Below are 19,434 nucleotides of genomic sequence, written 5' to 3'. Positions count from 1 at the left end.
GGGGCGCTCCGCGCCGGGACCAGCCGTTCGCCACCGGTCCTGAACTTCTCGCCGCGCCTCTCCGGAGACTGGATTCCCCGGCTGTTTCCGGAGCAAGCTTCGGCGGTTCCGCTAGATCGAGCCGCAACAATGGCAGGCATCCTGCGATGCTGCATTCCTGCGGTCTTTCGGGCGGGGGTGTCCTCTACCGCGGCGTGCCGCGCCGCACATTTGCGGCAGAAGCCCGGAAAGGCCGGACCTCCACCGCCCGGGCAGAGCCAGTTTCACATGCCCGGAGGACGCATTCAGGCGATTTCGGTTGCATTCCCGTCAAGACCTTCCAGGCTGCCATCTCCGAGCAGCATTGCAAGCAGCCTGTTCCATTCCGTTTCGACGTATTCGAGCTCCTTCTCCTCGCCGATGACGGCCTGCACGTAGTGCAATGCCGACTCCCCGGCAGTGTGGCCAAGCCAGATTGCAACTTCTTCCAGCGACAGTCCCGCGCCGCGGAGTTCCGACGCCATCGTCGAACGTGCCCGGTGCGGCACGATGGGCCCGCGGCTGTCGACGGGATCGATTCCCGCCTTGCGGCACAGCGACGGAATGAGGCTCTCGCCGATGTATCTTTTCGACAGCAGCTTTCCCCGGTGGACAAAAAGAAAATCCTCCATCTTTCCGTCATACGGATCCGGAATTTTCGGATGCGGCGGGCGAACTTCCTTCCATTTCTCGATTGCCTCCACGGCGTCCGGAAATATCATCTTCAAATATCTCCGCGATTTTCCGATTTCGGGAACAACGAGAAGAGGCGAATCTTCCTCGATTCCCGGAAACAGGTCGCGTGCGTTGAAAATGCAGTCCAGCGGAAGGCGATGCAGCTCGCTGCGGCGCAGGCCGGCGAAAAGCCAGACCAGGGCTGCGGCTCTCACCATTTCTATCGGATAGTAGGCAATGCTGGATGTGAATTTTGGCAGGTCTTCATAGGCCAGTTCCATTGCCGCCGAAATCAGTTTCGTCCATATTTCCTCGTCGATGACTCTCGGGGAATGCTTGGCTCCGGTAGCGATATTTCTCGGCAAGCGGAAAATATCCTTGTACGGAAATCTTATCCTGATCCCCGCTTTCTCCAGGTCGGCGAAAAATCTCCTGAGCGCCGAAAATTGCCACCGCTTCCTTTCGGGCGGCTGCGGCTGGCCGATGAGTTCCCTGGAGCCGGTGTATTTTGCCACGAAATCACCGTATTTCAGGCCGCGCACCATACCCCGGGCGGCCATCGCGACCTCGCGGCTCCAGTCGGCCGGATTGCCGGCTTCAGGATGCGTTGCCTGCAGCCACCGGCCGGTCCGGAGCAGCGAATTGCGGTAATTGAGGATGGTCACTGCGGATCCGCTTGCGTTCCCGGCCCAGTCTTCGACTGCGATTGCCCACGCGCGTGGCACCCCGGCAAGGCCGTCGGGCCTGGCTTTTGCCCGCTCGGTCGTAGGAGCACGTTCGGCGGGAGCGTCGAAGAGCAGCCGGATGAGATGGGCAGCGCCCCGGCCCCAACTTCGTGCGGACCCGTTCCGGATCCGGTCGAGAATCTCGTAGCTTATGTCCATGCACGTGGCTGCCCGGGACATGAGCAGCGCGACCTGGAGGGCGGTCGCGACCTCGGTCTCCATCGCGCCCGCGGAGAACCCTGCCGCGCGCCGCCGGAGTTCCACCTCCTGCAGGCAGGCATCGATTGTCTTTCTGCCGACCAGCCGCTCGGCCAGGAACCTGGCATTGAACCTTCCCAATTTCTCGAATGAACGGAAATCTGAGGTATAGGCGGCGATGGCGAGAAGAGCGCTTCTGGCGCTCCACTTTTTTTTGGGTTCTCCCGCCTTTCGATCCAGAGAATACTTGCAGATTGTCTCGATCCATTCTTCGTCGCTCCAGGACCAGTAGACGCTCTTCCGCAGGGCGACGTCCCGCAATATATGGCCGCGGACAAGATTGATGTTGCGGCACTTCACCTTGAGTGCCGATATCGCTTCGTGTGCCGGGGCGAATATCCAGGCAACCGTTTCCGGCATTTTCTCCTTGGGCCTCCGCTCCCGGAAGAAAACTTCCGCCGCCCGGACCTGCGATATTTCGTCCGAGGTCAATGCCCTGATTTTCCGGTTCTGAATGCAGGATCTGCCGCTCATTTCTTCTTCTCCGTTAAATGGCCGAGCTGCTTCTCCCGGGCTTTCTGCATGGCGGACCGGAAATTGGAGCCGAAATCACGGCCGGACAAATGGATGTAGGGTGCGGTCGATGAAATATGGGAATGGCCAGCGAACTTGGCGAGGAGGGACGCTGGAACTCCCGCAGCGGCAAGACCGGTCAGGCTCATGTGCCGGAAGACATGGGTCGCGATGGCGTCCGACCCCACGGCCTCCCGGAGCTTTTCCACGACCTTGTTCCAGGCCCATTTCGATATTGGCTTCCCGAAGTTCCGGTTCGAGTCCGACAGGAGAATGAATGATTCGCCATCCAGCCCGTCCTTCTTCCGCTGCTGGCGGTACTGGCGGTAGAGGGAAAGGACAATCGGCGAAAACGGAACGGTCCGGGTGAAAAGTGATTTCGATTTTTCCGCGTGGATCGTCACGGACATCTTCTTTTCGTCGATGTCTTTCGTTTCCAGAGTCGTCAGCTCCTCCCGGCGCAAGGCGCAATCGAGAGCCAGCGCGACCATCAGGCGGTTCCGCAGCGTATCCTCTGCCGCGCAGCGCATGAAGCGCTCGAAGTCCTGGGCCGAGGGAAGGATGATGTCGGTCTTCGAATGCTTGATTCCCGCAGTCCTCCTCGGTCGCGTGGAGCCCGAAGGCAACGCGACCGGGTTCTTGAATCCGTCCAATTCGTGTTCCAGGAAGTCGTAGAAAATCTTGACTGTGTTCAAGCGGCGCCGTTTCGTCGCCTTCGACAGCGGCGTGGCCGGCGTCCTCTGACCTTTCGTCCGGTAGCGGTGTTCCGCCAGGTGCCGTACATAGGCCCGGATGTCGACCGGTTTGGCGTCCCGCGGGTCGATGCCGGCGCGATGGCAGAACCGGAAGTAGTCCTGCAGATCGTAGCAGTAGGATTGGACCGTGTTGTCGGCAGCTTCGAGATCGCTCCGGAACTGGAGCCAATCGCAGGCCAGGGCGATCGCATGCGGCGATCCGGGCGCATCCCATTTTACAGCATACATTGGCATACCGACTCAGATCCTTGAAATTCCGCCGGAACGATTATAGCAGATTGACACTGGGGATGGGTTCAATTCCACATATCCCTTGTTATGTGGAATTGATTTTATCAATGATGACAATGTTTTGCCATTTATTACATTTTCAGGAGGCAACAAGTAACATTCTCCTTTCATGGGGTTTCCGGGGCTGGACATTATGGCTCTGGCCATTGTTTCAGGAGGCATTTCATTTCTCATTCTCGTTTCCCTCGCGTTCTTCCCATGAAAAAATAAGGGCTTGCTTCCGCACTCCGGAGTGCGGATTCTATTTTTCCATGGAGGGTGGAATCTGGCCGGAGAACCGGAAGAGGACGCTATCTGGACATCATCTTTTCCGGTTCGCGATTATCTATTTTGCGGGCGGCGGGAACTGGATTTCCCTAGGTGCCATTTTCGAATTCTCCCGTGGTTCGTGCTGAAATCAATTCGAACAAAGACGGGGCGTGCAAATCTAGGGACAACTTGTCCGAAAATGACACGGCTCCGAATTTTTTTGCCCCCGCGGGCTCACGGCAGGCGCCGCCTTTCGGTAAGTTATTGACTGTAAATGATTATTTATTATCACGGATGAATTCCATGGGTGCACAATTTTTAATCGACACCGGATTGGCCTGTTGCGGCGCGCCCGGGTGGGGCTGTCCGGGCGCATCGCGGGCCGCTCAGCTTCGAGGTCCGGGGCGCAGGAGGGCGGCATGGCCGCACCCGGGCGCGCCGCGGCGGATTCCGGACAGGCCCGCGGAATGGGGCCCGAGCGCTGCTCGACCGGCTGCTGCACCATGCGGTCGCATGACGCGTTGAACGAAATACCCTCCGGGCAAGCCGGGGCGGTTCAATCAAACCAACCGACCGGCATCAAAACCCACTCGCCGCCTAGTGAGCGCCGTCTACTACAACCATATAGAAATGACGACGGAATCCCTCCACAGTAAGCAAGTGATCCAGTCAGCTCGAATCTGCTGCATCACGGGGCAAGCCTCAGGCCCCAAAACCGCACGATTGCGCGCAATCCTCCGGCCCACACACGTGTAGTTGTGCACCAGCAGACCAAGCCGATGAACAAAGACATAGGATTGCCAAACATGAAACAGCAGTTACGATCACGTTACACATCAAAGTTTCAGTACTGAAAGATAGATAGGGAGTAACTATGTCCGAAGACCTAGCCCAAAGAAAGCCGCGGGCAGCACAGTCCCTTAGAGACCTCCAAGAGTTAGGATTAATTGACAGCAGTATCACTCCTGAACTCCAGGCCGTTGCAGACAAATATGCAATCGGCCTCACGCCGCATATCATTGAAATGATCCGAGCGCATGGCCCCAATTCTCCAATTGCAAGACAGTACATACCTACACACGAAGAACTAAATGTTAACGAGCGAGAGCTTGAAGACCCAATTGGCGACCTTGCACATTCTCCAGTTCCCGGGATCGTTCATCGTTACCAAGATCGAGTACTTTTGAATGTAATTAAAACCTGTGCAGTCTATTGTCGATTTTGCTTCAGACGTGAGACCGTTGGACCCGGTACACGAGGCCTTGACAGCGCACAACTAGAAGTGGCGCTTAGGTACATTCGCCAGAATAGTCAAATCTGGGAGGTTATATTGAGTGGCGGAGACCCACTTACGTTGTCAAACCGACGACTATCCGCTTTACTTGATGAGCTTGGAAGGATCGATCACATCGCTGTCGCGCGTTTTCACACGAGAGTACCCGCTGTAGCACCCGAAAGAATAACTGATGATTTAATCTCTGCCCTTCACTCGGGCCCAACGACCTATATCGTGATACACATAAATCACCCAGATGAGCTTACAAAACGTGTCAAAGACGCTATAGCGCAGCTGACCGCAAATGGTGTTCCAGTACTGAGTCAAACCGTACTACTTCGCACAATAAACGACTCCGCAGAAACTTTAGGTCGGCTATTTAAACAATTAGCAAAGGCACGAGTAAAACCATATTACCTGCATCACCCTGACCTCGCAATTGGCACGCAACACTTCCGATTATCGATTCAAGAGGGGCAGCGCATATTCTCAGAACTCCGCCAAAAGAACTCCGGACTCACTCTGCCACAGTATGTGCTTGACCTACCAGGCGGTCACGGCAAAGTCCCAATTTCATCGAGCTACATAGAGACGAAGTCCGGCTCACAGTATAAAATCAAAGACTCAAGAGGTAACTCACATTCATACATTGATACTTAGATACCTATTCCGAATAAGGGACGGTTCAGGAGAATTTGAAAATGAACCATGATGGCGAGAAATGGTACGACGAAGACTCTGAAGTCTTCATAAAGTACGGCGCGTGCTTTGCGCCAAGGAGAGAAGAGACTATCCGTACAATTATTGACGTTTGCAAAAAATATGATGCTCCATTCATCTATGACCTTTGCTGCGGCGGAGGCGAGATGTCCAAAGCCATTCTTGCATCGAATGACAGTGTGTCCCTAGTTGCCCTAGACAATTCTGAGCGAATGCTGATTGAGACAAAGACAGCGTTAAGGGATTTTTCTGATCGGGCCAGCGTTGCAAAATTTGATTTACAAGAATTTGAGTCTCTCCATGAGTACCCAGCTCCCCATATTGTCCTTTCATCACTCGCAGTTCACCACCTAAGTGACGAGAGAAAACGAGAACTCTTCATATTCCTAGGAAGGAAAATTCGGCGAGGCGGATCATTCATACTGTCTGATCTATTTGAGCCCGAACAAGCCGACAATCGGATCATTTTTGAAGAACAGTGGAACCGTTCCGTGCGCGAAGCATCACAAGTTACTTTTGGCGATGAACGCGCCTTCGTAGCTTTTGAAGACTTGGATTGGAACCACTACGGCGATCCGAATCCTGACCCAATTGATAAACCCGCAAAGCTAAGTCAACATTTTGAATGGCTTAAGGCTGCTGGTTTCACGAATGTGGAGCTATTAATGTTTTTTGCAGGTCACGGAACGATCCGTGCAACCAACGCAGCATAGACTTCTGCACGAGCTATGAAGTTACGTACAGAACGATGCTGCCAGGTACATTGGGCTAACACGGTCAATCAGCTAATGACTTCGGCCCCAAGTTTGTCTCACTCGCGAGGACTGGCTTCTGTTGCCCATAGGAAATATTGGCTATGCCATGCCGGTGATGCACTAATCAGTCCAAAACCCGTTCCTCGTGATTTTCAAGAATATGCTAATAGGATTCTAGAACTGGACGGAAATGAAGTCGAATGTATATGCCCACCTGGCCCAGAAACAGAGCTGCTTTCTGATCGGATGAAAGGAACGGAAGAAGAGAACAGACTTTTAGAGATTCGTGAGAAATTTTCAGACTGCGAAGTATCTACGTTTGCGCAAGACCATTGTACCATAAACTACCTCCAAGAGCATGGCCTAAAGCATTGTGGTTATGAACATCTTCCGGATAATCGGCTCCTAGAGTTGATCCATCGCCTGAACTCGAAGTCTGGATTTCGAGAAGTAGCTAAACTCCTAAATATTCCAATTCCTTATGGGGCGGTGTGCTGCGGCAAGGAGGAACTTGTCAACATAATTGATAACGACCCGGCCTTTGAAAAACGCGCTATGATCAAATTCGATAGGAGCTCCAACGGATACGGAAACACATTATTTGACCGGTCGACCTGGTACCCGTTGAGTACCGCGGAAGCACTGACAAAAAGGTCGCTCGTTTGGCCAGAACAATATGAACGATATGTTGTCGAGACTTGTTTTGACATCATAGGCGCTCCAAGTATAGAGATCGTTGTTTCTGACGATGGTCCCGAACTGCTATATAATTGTGATCAAAGGTGCATAAACAATTCTTGGCGGGGAATGGTTGCTCCACCACCACAAGTTCCAAGAGTAGTGACCCGTGAAATGGAACGACACACTCTTGAATTTGGACGCTATGTACACTCACATGGTTACCGTGGTATCTGTGACGTAGACTTCCTTCTTACTGAAGATTATCGCTATTATGCCACAGAAACCAATTTCCGAAAGACTGGCGGAACCTACCTTCATGAGTTGTTGGCGCGTTTGTGTGGTTCGAACCTCTCGACAGGACCATGCTGGTTGGCCGATGCACAGCAACTTGTCACACCAATGGACTTTTTGACGGCCGCGAATCTTATTCGACGAAACGGATTCGAGTTTTCTCGTGACTGTAGTTCGGGCATCTTACTCGTTAGCGATACCATAAAGTTCGATGGACACCTTCGGTATCTGATCGTTGGCTCAAGTCTCGATGAAATCTCAAGTGTAGAGACCGAATTGTTTTCACTTGTTGGAATGTAGCCCATGCTTCGATCGACTCTAACGGTCACACGAAGTCGGATTTCCGGTGTTGGAGTTTTTTCAAAGCAAGAAATTCCCGCGTTGTCAATTGTTTGGTATCCGTGCGAGTCATGTTTAGCGGTTCCCAAGTATTCAGTCTCCCGCCTGAACCGATCAGACATAAATACGCTGAAAGAATTTGGCCTCACGCTTAGCAATGGCTGCGACCTTCTACCTTGCGGCGGAGCGGCATTTTTCAACCACTCCTGCACGCCCAATGTACTTCAATTCGGTCAGAGCTTTGGGGTGACAGTTCGAAGAATTGCATCCGGTGAAGAGCTTACAATTGACTACGAGGCTTTTCCGCATGAGTCTCCTTGGAGCTTCTTATGCCGTTGCAGACAGAATGGCTGCCGTAGATTGATTCATTCACAGCGCAATCCCAACGCCAAACCCGAACTCTCTACTGTAGCTGGCCATTCAGCACTGCAATATATTGATATTTTGATGCGAACACATCACTCTGAGCATCTTCGAAGCAATACACTGCTTGGATGCAAGGGCGTGGGTTCTTGGTCACCTAAGCATATCCTTGAGGTGTCACGATCCTATGTAAGTCCAAGATGGGGCATGAAATGGTCAACGAAACACAACGTCTCCCATGCAATTAAAAAGGTACTCAAGAACTATCCATCCAACATGTGAACTGCACCATTGCCCGGCTGCGCCTCAGTAAAAACATCAATCGTTCTGAGTTCTACGCCATTTGACAGGTGCGATGAGACTAATCGCCATATGACGCCAATCATTTGCGAGTGCGCACGTACAGTAATTAATTCCTCTTCGGTAAAAGGTTCACCAGACACACGGACAACACGACAGTCGTAGAAACCCCAGTAGGGCAAACCAAACAGCAGAAGAGGCTCTTCAGAGACATCAGGACCAGGACTGCGAATTGCAAACCTGACATCAGCCTTATTGTGCGCTGCATGGGACATGCTGGAATAGTTCGAAATATCAGGGAGCACCGGCGGAAAGAAATAGTGTCTACTTCGATGGATCACTGATCTTGGCAAATTGCCGACGACGAAGTGCCATCTGTTGAACTCCATCCGCCTCTGTACTGGCGAGAATATGTCTTGTATTAATTGGTCAGCCTTCTGATTTGCTAGATGCGATGATGAGGCGATCTCACAAAAAAAGTGTTTTGGTGTAAGCTGATGTAAATTTTCTTGAATGTCTGAAGTACTGTCCTGACACAAAAGGCCTGGCGCCCTTAAAGAACTACTCATCGAGTAGTCGGCCTTCGTACAAAAAATTGCAGACTTAAGTACTACCTGGATTAACGCAGAAAGCTTGCTGCCGCTCCCGCTAGAAATACGAGCCTCAATTGCATGATTTACCAACGTTGTGAATTGCGACGTCTCGGATTGATCTTTGGAGATATCAACCGACCATTCGGAAGACACTCGATTTATATCGTTTCGAAATATCGGACCTAGCGTTCTTTCACTTGTCCTTATGAGCCTCTCTGATTTTTGAAGTGTCAAACCGCTTACTCTTCGATACCGAAGCCACCGGCGCCCAATAAGTTGGTCAGATAGGCGCGCTACAGAACGTGCCAGAGAAAAGGGGCTGTCAGAGTAAGCTAATATACTCTGAGGTGCGAAGCCGAGCGCTGTTTCATAGTCAGATCTTAGCGCTGCAATACGCCTGTACACCCTTGATGCATATAGGTTACATCCATTGAATTCCTCGAACTTTATTGATTTCCCCGTAATAAATAACGAGTGTAGCGTCGCTACGATCAGAACGTGGTGAGAACCCCAGAGTGTGAAAGGTTTTTTTGTGAGTTCGTCCAATTCACCAATGCCGCGTTTACTCCCCACCAAGTTATTCATTCTCTCGGCGCAAGCAAAGATGCGATCTGCAACATAGAAAACTACGGACTCAACATGCTCAAGTGCATCAATCAAGCCTTCGACGATGTGATGGAGAACACCGGCGTTGTTTGCACGTTTCAATTCGTTAAAATATAGACCTTGCGCCACCATCTCATCATTGTTGAGCTTAAATATTGACGCTTGCGCATTAGAAGCAAGCGCTTCGGGAAGTGCAAAGTCGCCAAGATGCCATGTTACTATATTGAATGGGTAACTCGAATGTGAGTTTCCTGCGGCTTTCACTTGCAAGTACCCAAGTGAGTTCAGGTATAATGCAAATCTTCGCTGATTCTGAGGGTTTGATTGTATATTTTCCTCCAGCCTCGAAGTGTCGACCGCACGCCGTAAATACTCGCTTGTTTCGAAGGAAAAAGTGTCCAAACGCTCATCAAGCGGCAAGCTATAGTTTAGTGTGATGATCCTTTGGACATCTTCAGGAGAAAGCATCCGCTCTGAAGCTTCCTCTTCATGAAGGATTTCCATTTTGATTAATTCTTGTAATGCCCTCATACTGTCTCACCCCAATATACAGTTGCTAAGACGAGAGCTTGTAGATGTATTAAGTTACAAAGTGGCAAGTTAATCTCCTGTGCTACGCTAGTTCGCCCAGACAGCGTGATACCTACGTGTAGCCATTGGTTCCCAGTCCATTCATCTCACGTTGGAATTTTCGATCCTTGTCAACTTTTCATGGCAAACGTCGACACCGGTCTACGGATACGCCGCCAAATTAATTGCAGCGCTCATGGTCGGGGACTCCCCAACGTGCCAGTATCTCTCGGGCCAAACAAAAGTGTCCCCTCTGGATGCGTGCAAGCGCCAGTCAGGTGGTGTGATCACATCAGAGTTAATATAGATCTCTTCGTCTATCCTCATGGTTTTTTCAGAGCTGGGAGTAAGTGAATCTGGTCGCCACAAGAGCATCGCTTTTGCGCCAAGTATGACTTGATGAGCATTAAAGCATGCCTCCGAGTGCACGCCACCCGGTGTGGCTTGATACCACCCAAAGAATAACTCCAGATCATAATGCCTACATTTAGGCCGGAATCTTCTGACGCAGCCACGCAGCCAATCCAAATGCTCAGGGGCAAAGCGATCATCAATACCCGAAATATAGATCAAAAATGTCTTACACTCGTAGATAGATCGAAGCCGACGCTGGTATGCCACATCATCCTCATGGGGAAGAGGTAAAAACGAGTCCGGCTTTTGCATCAGTTGACCATTAGAGTATACCTTCATTACACTTGGTTTATTGTCCAGCGCATCCAGTATCGCTTGGCAAGCGGACATCTCTCGCACATTACCACCAACAAAGGGTAAAATGTGCGGTTGAGAATCGTTCGTTATTGCTTCTGTTTGTTTCATTGGCTTAATCCTCAAATTGGAATGCTTTGCTCTCGGACAAAGCAGGAAACAATTCTATAGAAGGTCTCGGGTGCCTCAATCATCGGCCAATGGTGTGACCCGGAGACAGAGGAAATCGGAATGCCGCGCTTACGCAGCATTGTGATCTCTTCATTTTTTACGCTCTCACTTCCGTTTATGTATAACTCAGGAACTTGAAGGGCGCAAAACGCTTCGAGAACTGTATTGGTGCCATCGCGCGTTGGATCACAGAAATCCAACAAGCTTCTCGCACAGTAGGCAAAGACTTCCGGTTGCCAACGCATAAGCGATTCAACGTAACGTTCTGCTCCGATATTCTTGTCAGCCGCCAGCGCTCCCGCCCCCTTGATCAAATCCTCGTCAAACCATCTTTCATACTCTGGAAGGAAGGAACGCCTTTCTATTATTCTTAGAAAGTCGAACATCGATTCAGTTACATGACCCTCAACGTTAATAAAGGAACTACAATTGGGTGACCTCGCTGCTACTAAGGTTCCCAATGTTGCGCCGTAGGAGTGCCCAAGAAGATCGAAACTATTCAGGCCCAGGTCGCTAATTTGATTGCAAAGACAGTCTGCTTGCTGGGAAAAGGATAGATGGTTATCTCTACACTTTTCCATGAACCTGGCCCCAAGCAGGTCGACCATAATGAGGAGGGGCTTGTCGCGCCAACTGAAATTCAATGCTTCGTTGAAGCACGCCATTGAGCCGCCGAGGCCGTGTATGAGTATGAGTGGCCGGCCGGCTTGTTCTCCTTCAGCGTTCGGAAAATGGAACATCTCTTTTTCGGAAATATTCATTGCTCATTTGCCCCCCTTCAGCATTAGGCCAAATAGTGAAGGTCTATTCCCATCTAGAAGAAGCAGGGATGTATAGACGAGGCCCTGAAGTCGTTCGAGGCTCTCTGATACGGCTTTCATAGATTGATTGATATTCACAGATGACAGTGCGAAAGCAAGACGCTCTCTCGGCAGCACGGGATCAAGAAAGATGTAAGCTGCAAGGTGATTGACATCGGTGCCGTCAGAGAAGGTCAACTCACCACAGTCAAACGAAAGGCAGTGATTTTCTAGGTCGGGTGTGCAATCTTGTACGATCGAGCAACTGGGACAGTTCAATAGCACCCTTGAGATTTGGTTTAAGTGACCAAAACTAGCGCTCGTCTTCGTCGCGACACTACCGCAGTTCCCGCAACGGCTGGATGACGACCGAAGAGATCGTTCATCACAGAACTTGATCCAGTTCTCACAGAAAAGCGTGCCTGTCGTCAGCAGAAAATTGGCTATTGCATCAGTCTCATTGGTCTGGTTTCCGCTGTCAATGCGTTGAACCATCTGCTTGTGAGGCTGAACTTTGTGGTTGGTCACTTGTTTGTAGATTTTCCAGAAATCGGAATAGCTATTAATATTGGACGGAGAATCAATTGCTTTTTCACATTTTGAATTTGATTGTCGAACATGTGACGAAGTAATTGATGGGTTTTGCGCGAGTTGCGCTTCCGGATCACCAAGCACTACAACCCTACTACCTTTCGCCGTGGCACCCAAGTGATGGTTGTATATTGCTGCGGCCTGCCCGACCGATCGGCCTGCTTGGAGCGCCTGATTTGCCTCATTAGCTGCCTCTACGTCGATGAACTCCTGCTTCCAAGTTGTGATCACGGTACCGACGCTGCAACCAGAGAGTATCTCTGCCATCAAACCCCACTTGGGATCGCAATAATGAGCGTTTGGGAGGATTCCCCAGCAAGAGTAGAACGTAAACACTTTCGCCACGAGCAGTCTTGCCGGAACGAGGGTTCCAGATGCAGCCGCCCGACCGATGCTCCAGGGGTCGTCAGGCACATCATGTACAATCTGATGTCGGTGACATTGTCCCGTGTGGACACAGCGGGGCGCTCGTTCGACGCTACAATCTTGCGCCTCGGGGTTCACACCACACAGGACCAGGCCGTGACCCAGGTCAGCATCGAAGCCATCTGAGTGACCAGTCAAAGAGAGCAAATCTGCGCCCATTTGAACCGAAGTTAATCGAGCCTTTCGTGCCGAACTATCAAGATCACGCGTCGGTGCCTGCGTTTCTCTACGCACCTCACCGGTAGGAGATATTTCGGCTATGGTGGGAAATGCGCTAGGCGGCGTGTGCCGTGCAATTGAGCATACCAACGCTCGTCGGCGCAAAAAAGCTCTTGGTGCCAAGACAAGACCTGAGGCGAAGTCGGCGTCGTATTGTTCAGTGATGGCCGTGATCAGGTCGGTGTCGAGGTCTTCGTAAGCTTCAACTACGACAGCAGGTTTTAGTTCGCGTACCGCAGAGATTAGAGGCTGTCTAGTCGTTACTACCTTTCGTTTGGTCAAACTGGCGTACTCCTCGGCGATTGCTCGGTTCCTGTGGTGAGCAAGCACCGGTCCAGACCGCATCGGGAGGTTGAACCTGTAACGGGCGCGGAACTGTTTGGCCAAAGCATCCGCATACTGACTAAGCGCTTCGCACCGCATGTCGTAGGGCAATGCCCAAACAGACTCTATCATTTGTACTTGGCTCCGTATCGCCACTACTTCAGCTTGCTTCGACCCTTCGCATCTGGCAAGTTAAACGTGTTTGCCAATAAGGAGATAACCATGTCCGAACAAATGCCTGAAGAGATGCGATCCGCTCTCGCGCGTCGTTCTGAGTTGAAAGCTGAGTTTGCCGAAGCACAGAGCAAAGTTGAAGCTCTACGCGCTGCGATCGAAGCCCACGATGCAACCATGATTTCGAACAATCAGATACTCTCTGACCATATGATGAAGTGGTAGCTTTTGGGCATTTTGAGATATGCGCGAAAGTTGGTGACGCTTGATCAGGCGGCGGTTTGAAGTTGGCGGACGCCGTCGCGGAACTCAACCCCGCTGATGACCTCCGGCAGGCGGTTGCGGCCGTCGAGCTTCCGCCATTTCGCCTGTGCCGACATCATCAGGCGGAAGGCCATCGCGAGCCCGGTCTTGCGGCGGCGGCCCCATGGCCGGGTCAGGAGAGTGCGCAGCCTGAAAATAGACACCGGTGACAACAACCTTGAAAAACACCGTGGTGGGCTTCGCCCTTGTTGAGCCCGATTTGAGCTGGCGGCGCGCAATTGAGGCCTTTGCATCGGTGTCCTATAATGCAATCTTACCGGACATGGTGAGGGCGGAAAGGGGCGGCGGAAGAATCCGAAAGAGTCGGTAGAGAGCGCCGTCGTCCGGAGGAGCGTCCTTGCTGCGAAGTGCGTATTTTCACGCGATCGCCGCTTAGTATGAACCGATAATGCTCTCAGGCCATGGCCCGTTCGAGCCTTTGCTTCCGATGCTCCCAATCGGGCATCACCTTGTTGAGGAGCTCGAAGAAGGTAACCCCGTGATGAGGCTCTGCCACATGGCAGAGCTCGTGGGTGATCACGTAATCTATGGCGTCGACCGGCGCCTGCACGAGGCGGCGGTTCAGCAGCAGGCGTCCGGCCGACGACATGGACCCCCACCTCTGCCGGGTCTGACGCACGATGAGACCTTTCGGCCGGAATGCCTCGGGGTTCGGGAAGTGGCCGAGACACAGTTCGATCCGCTCCGGGAACTTGATGTGGGCTCGATCCCGGTACCATGCCTCGACCAGTTCGCGCGTCACTTCCGGCTTGGTCGGTCGGTGCGTCTGCACGACGATGAAGCCGCGAATCAGCTTCACGCTCTCCTGCACATGCGGGACGACCTTCAGCCGGTACTGGCGCCCGAGGTAGAGATGCGTTTCTCCGGCGACGAACCGGCGCTCCGGCGTTCTCGGCAGGAACTGCGAAAAGTACCTCTGCTGCCGCGTCACCCAAGCGGCGCGCTTCCGTAGCTTGGCTTCAATAGCGTCGAGCGTTGCGTCCTCCGGGGCTGCGATCACCACCGACGCATCTGGCTCGACGGCAATCTCAAGTGTTTTCCTCGGGCGGCGGACGATCTCGTACCGGATTTCCTGCTCGCCGTATTGCAGGCAGTGTAACTCTCGCGTCATGCCGCGAACCTGGCCCGGGCGAGATCCATGATCTTCCTCTCGAGCTCGTCGAGCACCTCCACGGAAAGGTCGACGCCCTTTTCGTCGCGCAGGACGTCGAAGAAGTAGTCATCGATTACATTCCGCAGATTGTTCTGGGCGACCTCGTTCGACCAGATGTCCACGATTAGGTGCGACTTGATGATGTCGATGATCTGTTGAGCGATATGTGCAGCGTCCTCGCCTCCGACTAGCACGTCTCCTGCGGTCTTCAGCTGACCGTCCAAGATCCCGAAGAACGCCTGTGCATCCTTATCGCCCCGGATGCTTTCCGGAACATCTCGGCCCCGATCCTTGCGGGCGACCTTGCTTGCGAGATTCACGACGCTGTTCAGGTACTCGCGCTCGGACAGCCGCTTCTCGCGATAGGCGCGGATGGTCTCTTCGAGGAGCTCGGAGAACTCTTTGTAGAACGTCGGGTCCTCATCCATCTTCTCGGTGATCGCCCGTCGGGTCGCGCTGGCGATGCGATCGGCCCTCGAGGCTTCGGAAACACCCGTCTCCTCGACGACTGCCTTCAGCGCGTCGGGATCGTTGATATTGACCATCTCGATGATGGTCTCCGCCGGCATTGCCACGACGTGGTCATCAAGGAGCTTCTGGATCTTCGGCTCGAACTCGCGGACATCGACCGTCTCCTGGTAGCGGATCTGGACCGAGCGCTTGAGCTCGGAGAACTGCTTCCAGTCCCGCTTCAGGGCATCGACCTTGGCCTCGTCGAAGACATCGAACAGTTTGTCCGACGAGAGCGAGATGTGCAGGCACCGGCTGAAAGCCTTGAGGCGCGCGTAGAACTCATGGCGCAGCGCCTCGTCGGCGAGGTGCTGCTCGAACTGCTCCATGTCCTTCTTGTTACGCACCGGCTTGAAGAGGTCCCAGAGCTGGTCGTGCAGCTGGGGCAGCTTGCGGATCTCCTCGCGGACATCGTGCACCGTCCCGGCGATGTCAGCCGCCTCGTAGCCATCAAAGGCGCTGTACGTCGTCAGGGCGCTGTCCAATTCACCCAGCAGCCCCTCGTAATCGACGATGAAGCCGAACTGCTTTTCCGTTCCGCCGTCCTCGTAGAGCCGGTTCACCCGCGCAATCGCCTGCAGGAGATTGTGTTCCTTCAGGGACTTGCAGACGTAAAGTACGGTGTTCCGAGGTGCGTCGAAGCCCGTGAGCAGCTTGGAGACGACGATCAGGATCTCTGGATCGCTGGATCCCTTGAAGGCATCGATGATCTGCCGGTTGTACTCGTCCTCGGTCTTGTACCGCGCCATCATTTGCGACCAGAAGCGGCGCACCAGGTCCTTGGACTCCTGGTCGACCTCCTCGTTGCCTTCGTTCTCGTCCGGCGGGGAGATGACGATCGCGCTCAAGACGTGGCCGATCTCATCGAGAACCTCCTTGAAGCGGACCGCCGCCGCCTTCGAAGGAGCAACGAGCTGTGCCTTGAAGCCAGTCCCCTGCCAGTGCTGGCGATAGTGCTCGGAGATGTCGAACGCCTTTGCTCGGATGGCCTGGTCGGTCTTGGCCAACGCGTCCATCCGGGAGAACTTGCGCTTGAGGTCGGCCTTCTGGCTGTCAGTCAGCCCCTCGCTGATCTTCTCGAACCAGCGGTCGATCACTGTGCCCGAGACCTGCTGCTCCACAAGTCTTCCCTCGTAGAGCAGCGGCACGACGGCGCCGTCGGCGACCGCCTCGTCGATGGCGTAGCGGTGGATCAGCCGCCCGAAGGTCGACAGCGTGTTCTTCTCCTTCTTCAGCAGGGGCGTGCCGGTGAAGCCGAGGTAGCAGGCCTTGGGCAGGAGACGCCGCATCTTGGCGGCAAATTGGCTGTGGCCGCCGTAGCGCCCCGTCTGCGTCCTGTGGCTCTCGTCCACCAGAACGAAGATGTTCGGGTCGTCGTCCGCCAGCTTGCTGTTCTTCAGCGCCGTATCGAACTTATTGATGATCGTGGTGACCAGCGGAGCCTTGTTGTGGGCGAGCTCGAGAAGGTGAGACCCGCTCGTCGCGCGAACCGGCTCGAGGTCGCAGGACTTGAAGGTGTCCTTGATCTGCTTGTCGAGATCATCGCGGTCGGTGACGATGATGATCCTCGGGTTCTCGATGCTCCGTTCCAAGGCGAGCGAGCGCCCCAGCATCACCATCGTCAGCGACTTGCCCGAGCCCTGAGTGTGCCAGATCACGCCGCCCTTGCGTGTGCCGCTCAGGTCGTGCTGCTTGACCGTTTCGACCGCGCGCCGGATGCCAAAGAACTGCTGATGGCGCGCGACTTTGCGGACGCCACCGTCAAACACGGTGAAGCGGCGGATGAGATCAAGCAGCCGCTCCGGGCGGCACAGCGCGTACACCGTCCTGTCCTGAACTGTTACCGCGCGGTCGCCCTCCGCGACCACCGCGTCGAAATAGGCGCGTGCGTCCACGAAGTCGCCGGAGAAGATGGCGTCCTTTTCCGCTGCTGTAAGGACGCGGTTCGCGAAGGATGCAATGGCCTCGTCGGTGTCCTCCTCGTCGCGCCACGTTTGCCAGAACTTCCGCGGCGTCCCGACGGTCGCATAGCGCGCCTCGTTCCGGTTCATGCCGATCAGCAGCTGCGCGAAGTGGAAAAGCTGCGGGATGCTGTCCTCGTTCTGGTAGCCAATCAGCTGGCTGTCCGCCTTCTTCAGGCTCTCGGTCGGCCGCTTGTTCTCGATCACCAGGATTGGGATGCCGTTCACGAACACGACGATATCACAGCGCTTGGTCTGGCTCGACGCGGTCCTCTCGACCGAGAACTCGGCAGTAACGTGGAAGACGTTGTTCTCCGGCCGCTCCCAATCGATGTAACGGAACGAGTAGCTCTTCGATTCGCCGTCGATGGACTTCGTGATCGTCGTACCGAGGACGAGGGTGTCGTAGATGTCTTGGTTTGTTCCCCGCATCCCCTTCAGACGGTCGGGTGTAGGTTTCAGGCGCCGCATTGCCTCATGCGCGTCCTCAAGGTCGAAGCCGTACTCGCGGCCGCGATGCGTGAAGCGGTTGATGCGCATGAGCTGCTCGGCGAGCACATCGTCCAGCACCACGTTCCGCCGCCGCCCGCCGCGCAGGCGAAGCGCCTCCTCCTGTGAGATCGGGGTGAACCCAAGCGCAACAAGCAACTGCAGCGCTGGCAACTGAGACTGGTGCTTCTCGCGGGGATCGAACCCATGACTTCGATCCATTACGCCCCCCACACTTTGGCGGATGCGGCATCGAAGAATGCGACGGAAAGCGGGACACGTTCGCCACGGTAGACAGTAAGGGCGTTCGCAGCCGACCTGATCGTCTTGTTGCCGACACTATCGGGATCGCCATAGAGGCCGACGTAGATCTGCCCGATCTTTCCGCGGGCAATCTTCTTCAGGATGTGCTGGTCGTTCTCGGCAAGGCTATGCCCAAAAATGAAGAGCGCATCATTCCTCTGACCCATTTGCGAGGAGAAGCTCTTGTATGAATGGTGCAAGTAAGCGCTGTGCTTGATCTTGGCCAGTTTCTGATTGCTTTTGCCCTCTGCGACGAAAAGCGGGAACTTGCGCACGCCCATGGCCTCGCGAGCTTGCTCAAGCAGAGGTTTTCCAGTGTTGACCCAGGTGTATTTTTGTAGCTCCGCACCTGCATCAAACAGGTGTAGAGCGCCGTGAAGGTAGTGAACGCGCTGTCCGTGAGCGCTGCTCTCGCCCATCCAGTTCACATACTCCGGCTGCGTGTCCTCGTCACGGCCAAAGCCATCGTTGGCAGCAAGGCTGATGGGATCGTCGAAACCCATGTCCTCGTGCATCAAGGTCCAGTATAGTAGGAGGTCGTAGTTTAGGGTGTAGACCTTTCCGTCCTTGTTTGTGTCCCCTAGGAAATGAGCCAAGAACCTGCGGCAAGCCCAGAATTGCTCCTCGTTGATTTCATTCGGAATATTGGGATGGTTATTTGCCACCGTCTGAATGAGGATATCTTTCAGAGCTTCGGCATCCGCAGCCATTTGAGCGGCAGCGGCGGTTGCTTCCTTGGAGTATATTGGGACAACACGTGAAGCGTCCTCCAGCAACTTGATGACGTGCTCGAAGTCGGTCGTTCCGACAGCTTCAAATACCGCAGGCAACCGGGGCGCGGTGGAGAAATCGGCCTGCTCGAACAGCGAGCCATAGGTGAAGATCTTCGGACGACAGGCAATGCTGAAACCGTTGCCGAGCAACAGGTGCCGCTTCTTAAATTGCGCCGAATGCTCAATGGCTTCATCGAATGTCACGAACTCTACCATGCTTTACCCTTTCGGCGGGTGGGGGTCTTTTCCATAGGTGTTCCGCTCTCGGATTTTGCCGTCGCGGCCCTTTAGGTAGGCTTCCCCCTTGGACTCTGTGGCCTTCTCGCGGGAGTGCGCCCAAGCTTCGGCCTGCGTATCGGTGACCTTGCTGGCACGCTTTGCGCCCTCACGTTTCGACTCCCACTTCCCGTCGGGGCGTTGCTGAGTCCAGTAGTCTTTCTTATCCGGCATGTGAGGCCTCTTCGGTGGTTGGGGTTGGCTCGAGGGGTGCGCGCCATTCGCCCGTCAGCAGTTTCTGCATCAGCCCGCGT

At 54.0% G+C, this 19,434-nt stretch carries 15 protein-coding genes and 1 pseudogene; 5 read left to right on the top strand and 11 right to left on the bottom strand.

The window, feature by feature from the left end; genetic code table 11:
- Positions 1–284: 284 nt before the first annotated feature.
- A complete protein-coding gene (locus HCC78_RS25830) occupies positions 285–2,150 on the bottom strand; it encodes a site-specific integrase (protein ID WP_172331664.1) in 1,866 nt (621 codons plus the stop codon).
- Complete coding sequence (locus HCC78_RS25825) at positions 2,147–3,172, bottom strand: site-specific integrase (RefSeq protein WP_172331663.1); 1,026 nt, start codon at positions 3,170–3,172, stop codon at positions 2,147–2,149. The genes HCC78_RS25830 and HCC78_RS25825 overlap by 4 nt, the downstream gene beginning before the upstream one ends.
- Positions 3,173–4,358: 1,186 nt before the next feature.
- Here HCC78_RS25825 and HCC78_RS25820 point away from each other — a divergent pair.
- From HCC78_RS25820 to HCC78_RS34990, 4 genes are read left to right on the top strand one after another with little or no spacing between them, the layout of a single operon-like run.
- A complete protein-coding gene (locus HCC78_RS25820) occupies positions 4,359–5,420 on the top strand; it encodes a lysine-2,3-aminomutase-like protein (protein WP_172331662.1) in 1,062 nt (353 codons plus the stop codon).
- A 41-nt stretch (positions 5,421–5,461) separates the two neighbouring features.
- Positions 5,462–6,193, top strand: a complete 732-nt coding sequence (locus HCC78_RS25815; RefSeq protein ID WP_172331661.1) for a class I SAM-dependent methyltransferase — start codon at positions 5,462–5,464, stop codon at positions 6,191–6,193.
- A gap of 15 nt (positions 6,194–6,208) precedes the next feature.
- Entirely contained in the window at positions 6,209–7,507 is a 1,299-nt protein-coding gene (locus HCC78_RS34995; protein ID WP_172331660.1) for a peptide ligase PGM1-related protein, read from the top strand.
- Between the two features lie 3 nt (positions 7,508–7,510).
- Positions 7,511–8,191, top strand: a complete 681-nt coding sequence (locus HCC78_RS34990) for an SET domain-containing protein (RefSeq protein WP_172331659.1) — start codon at positions 7,511–7,513, stop codon at positions 8,189–8,191.
- Here HCC78_RS34990 and HCC78_RS25800 read toward each other — a convergent pair.
- From HCC78_RS25800 to HCC78_RS25785, 4 genes are all read right to left on the bottom strand, one after another.
- Positions 8,173–9,912, bottom strand: a complete 1,740-nt coding sequence (locus HCC78_RS25800) for a hypothetical protein (RefSeq protein ID WP_172331658.1) — start codon at positions 9,910–9,912, stop codon at positions 8,173–8,175. The two genes, HCC78_RS34990 and HCC78_RS25800, sit on opposite strands and share 19 nt — an antisense overlap.
- A 228-nt stretch (positions 9,913–10,140) precedes the next feature.
- Complete coding sequence (locus HCC78_RS25795) at positions 10,141–10,797, bottom strand: hypothetical protein (RefSeq protein ID WP_172331657.1); 657 nt, start codon at positions 10,795–10,797, stop codon at positions 10,141–10,143.
- A gap of 11 nt (positions 10,798–10,808) precedes the next feature.
- Positions 10,809–11,618, bottom strand: coding sequence for an alpha/beta fold hydrolase (locus tag HCC78_RS25790; protein ID WP_172331656.1), 810 nt, complete (start codon positions 11,616–11,618; stop codon positions 10,809–10,811).
- A gap of 3 nt (positions 11,619–11,621) precedes the next feature.
- Entirely contained in the window at positions 11,622–13,175 is a 1,554-nt protein-coding gene (locus HCC78_RS25785; protein WP_172331655.1) for a hypothetical protein, read from the bottom strand.
- A gap of 264 nt (positions 13,176–13,439) precedes the next feature.
- Here HCC78_RS25785 and HCC78_RS25780 point away from each other — a divergent pair, with 264 nt between their 5' ends.
- Entirely contained in the window at positions 13,440–13,616 is a 177-nt protein-coding gene (locus tag HCC78_RS25780; protein ID WP_172331654.1) for a hypothetical protein, read from the top strand.
- A gap of 44 nt (positions 13,617–13,660) precedes the next feature.
- On the opposite strand, the pseudogene HCC78_RS25775 reads toward HCC78_RS25780, so the two are convergent.
- The 5 genes and pseudogenes from HCC78_RS25775 to HCC78_RS25755 all read right to left on the bottom strand — a co-directional run.
- Positions 13,661–13,807: pseudogene (locus HCC78_RS25775) on the bottom strand (IS256 family transposase); the annotation flags it as partial.
- Between the two features lie 302 nt (positions 13,808–14,109).
- Complete coding sequence (locus tag HCC78_RS25770; protein ID WP_172331653.1) at positions 14,110–14,826, bottom strand: M48 family metallopeptidase; 717 nt, start codon at positions 14,824–14,826, stop codon at positions 14,110–14,112.
- The gene (locus HCC78_RS25765) at positions 14,823–18,050 is read right to left on the bottom strand and encodes a type I restriction endonuclease subunit R (RefSeq protein WP_172331652.1); all 3,228 of its coding nucleotides are present in this window, start codon (positions 18,048–18,050) and stop codon (positions 14,823–14,825) included. Before HCC78_RS25765 ends, HCC78_RS25770 begins: the two co-directional genes overlap by 4 nt.
- Positions 18,050–19,120, bottom strand: coding sequence for a DUF4917 family protein (locus tag HCC78_RS25760; RefSeq protein WP_172331651.1), 1,071 nt, complete (start codon positions 19,118–19,120; stop codon positions 18,050–18,052). Before HCC78_RS25760 ends, HCC78_RS25765 begins: the two co-directional genes overlap by 1 nt.
- A 3-nt stretch (positions 19,121–19,123) precedes the next feature.
- The gene (locus HCC78_RS25755; RefSeq protein ID WP_172331650.1) at positions 19,124–19,354 is read right to left on the bottom strand and encodes a DUF2188 domain-containing protein; all 231 of its coding nucleotides are present in this window, start codon (positions 19,352–19,354) and stop codon (positions 19,124–19,126) included.
- Between the last annotated feature and the right edge of the window lie 80 nt (positions 19,355–19,434).

Origin of the sequence: Mangrovicoccus sp. HB161399, assembly GCF_013184745.1 — a bacterium.
In the GTDB taxonomy this organism is placed as follows: domain Bacteria; phylum Pseudomonadota; class Alphaproteobacteria; order Rhodobacterales; family Rhodobacteraceae; genus Mangrovicoccus.
Note: the sequence above shows the minus strand (reverse complement) of the source record. Positions and strands in the feature narration are given on the sequence as shown.

What these genes read in the sequence shown, in the direction of transcription:
- HCC78_RS25780 (WP_172331654.1), top strand. Translation starts at nt 13,440, where the DNA reads ATGTCCGAACAAATGCCTGAAGAGATGCGATCCGCTCTCGCGCGTCGT.
- HCC78_RS34990 (WP_172331659.1), top strand. Translation starts at nt 7,511, where the DNA reads ATGCTTCGATCGACTCTAACGGTCACACGAAGTCGGATTTCCGGTGTT.
- HCC78_RS25800 (WP_172331658.1), bottom strand. Translation starts at nt 9,912, where the DNA reads ATGGAAATCCTTCATGAAGAGGAAGCTTCAGAGCGGATGCTTTCTCCT.
- HCC78_RS25765 (WP_172331652.1), bottom strand. Translation starts at nt 18,050, where the DNA reads ATGGATCGAAGTCATGGGTTCGATCCCCGCGAGAAGCACCAGTCTCAG.
- HCC78_RS25790 (WP_172331656.1), bottom strand. Translation starts at nt 11,618, where the DNA reads ATGAATATTTCCGAAAAAGAGATGTTCCATTTTCCGAACGCTGAAGGA.
- HCC78_RS25820 (WP_172331662.1), top strand. Translation starts at nt 4,359, where the DNA reads ATGTCCGAAGACCTAGCCCAAAGAAAGCCGCGGGCAGCACAGTCCCTT.
- HCC78_RS25760 (WP_172331651.1), bottom strand. Translation starts at nt 19,120, where the DNA reads ATGGTAGAGTTCGTGACATTCGATGAAGCCATTGAGCATTCGGCGCAA.
- HCC78_RS25825 (WP_172331663.1), bottom strand. Translation starts at nt 3,172, where the DNA reads ATGTATGCTGTAAAATGGGATGCGCCCGGATCGCCGCATGCGATCGCC.
- HCC78_RS25815 (WP_172331661.1), top strand. Translation starts at nt 5,462, where the DNA reads ATGAACCATGATGGCGAGAAATGGTACGACGAAGACTCTGAAGTCTTC.
- HCC78_RS25770 (WP_172331653.1), bottom strand. Translation starts at nt 14,826, where the DNA reads ATGACGCGAGAGTTACACTGCCTGCAATACGGCGAGCAGGAAATCCGG.
- HCC78_RS25755 (WP_172331650.1), bottom strand. Translation starts at nt 19,354, where the DNA reads ATGCCGGATAAGAAAGACTACTGGACTCAGCAACGCCCCGACGGGAAG.
- HCC78_RS34995 (WP_172331660.1), top strand. Translation starts at nt 6,209, where the DNA reads ATGAAGTTACGTACAGAACGATGCTGCCAGGTACATTGGGCTAACACG.
- HCC78_RS25830 (WP_172331664.1), bottom strand. Translation starts at nt 2,150, where the DNA reads ATGAGCGGCAGATCCTGCATTCAGAACCGGAAAATCAGGGCATTGACC.
- HCC78_RS25795 (WP_172331657.1), bottom strand. Translation starts at nt 10,797, where the DNA reads ATGAAACAAACAGAAGCAATAACGAACGATTCTCAACCGCACATTTTA.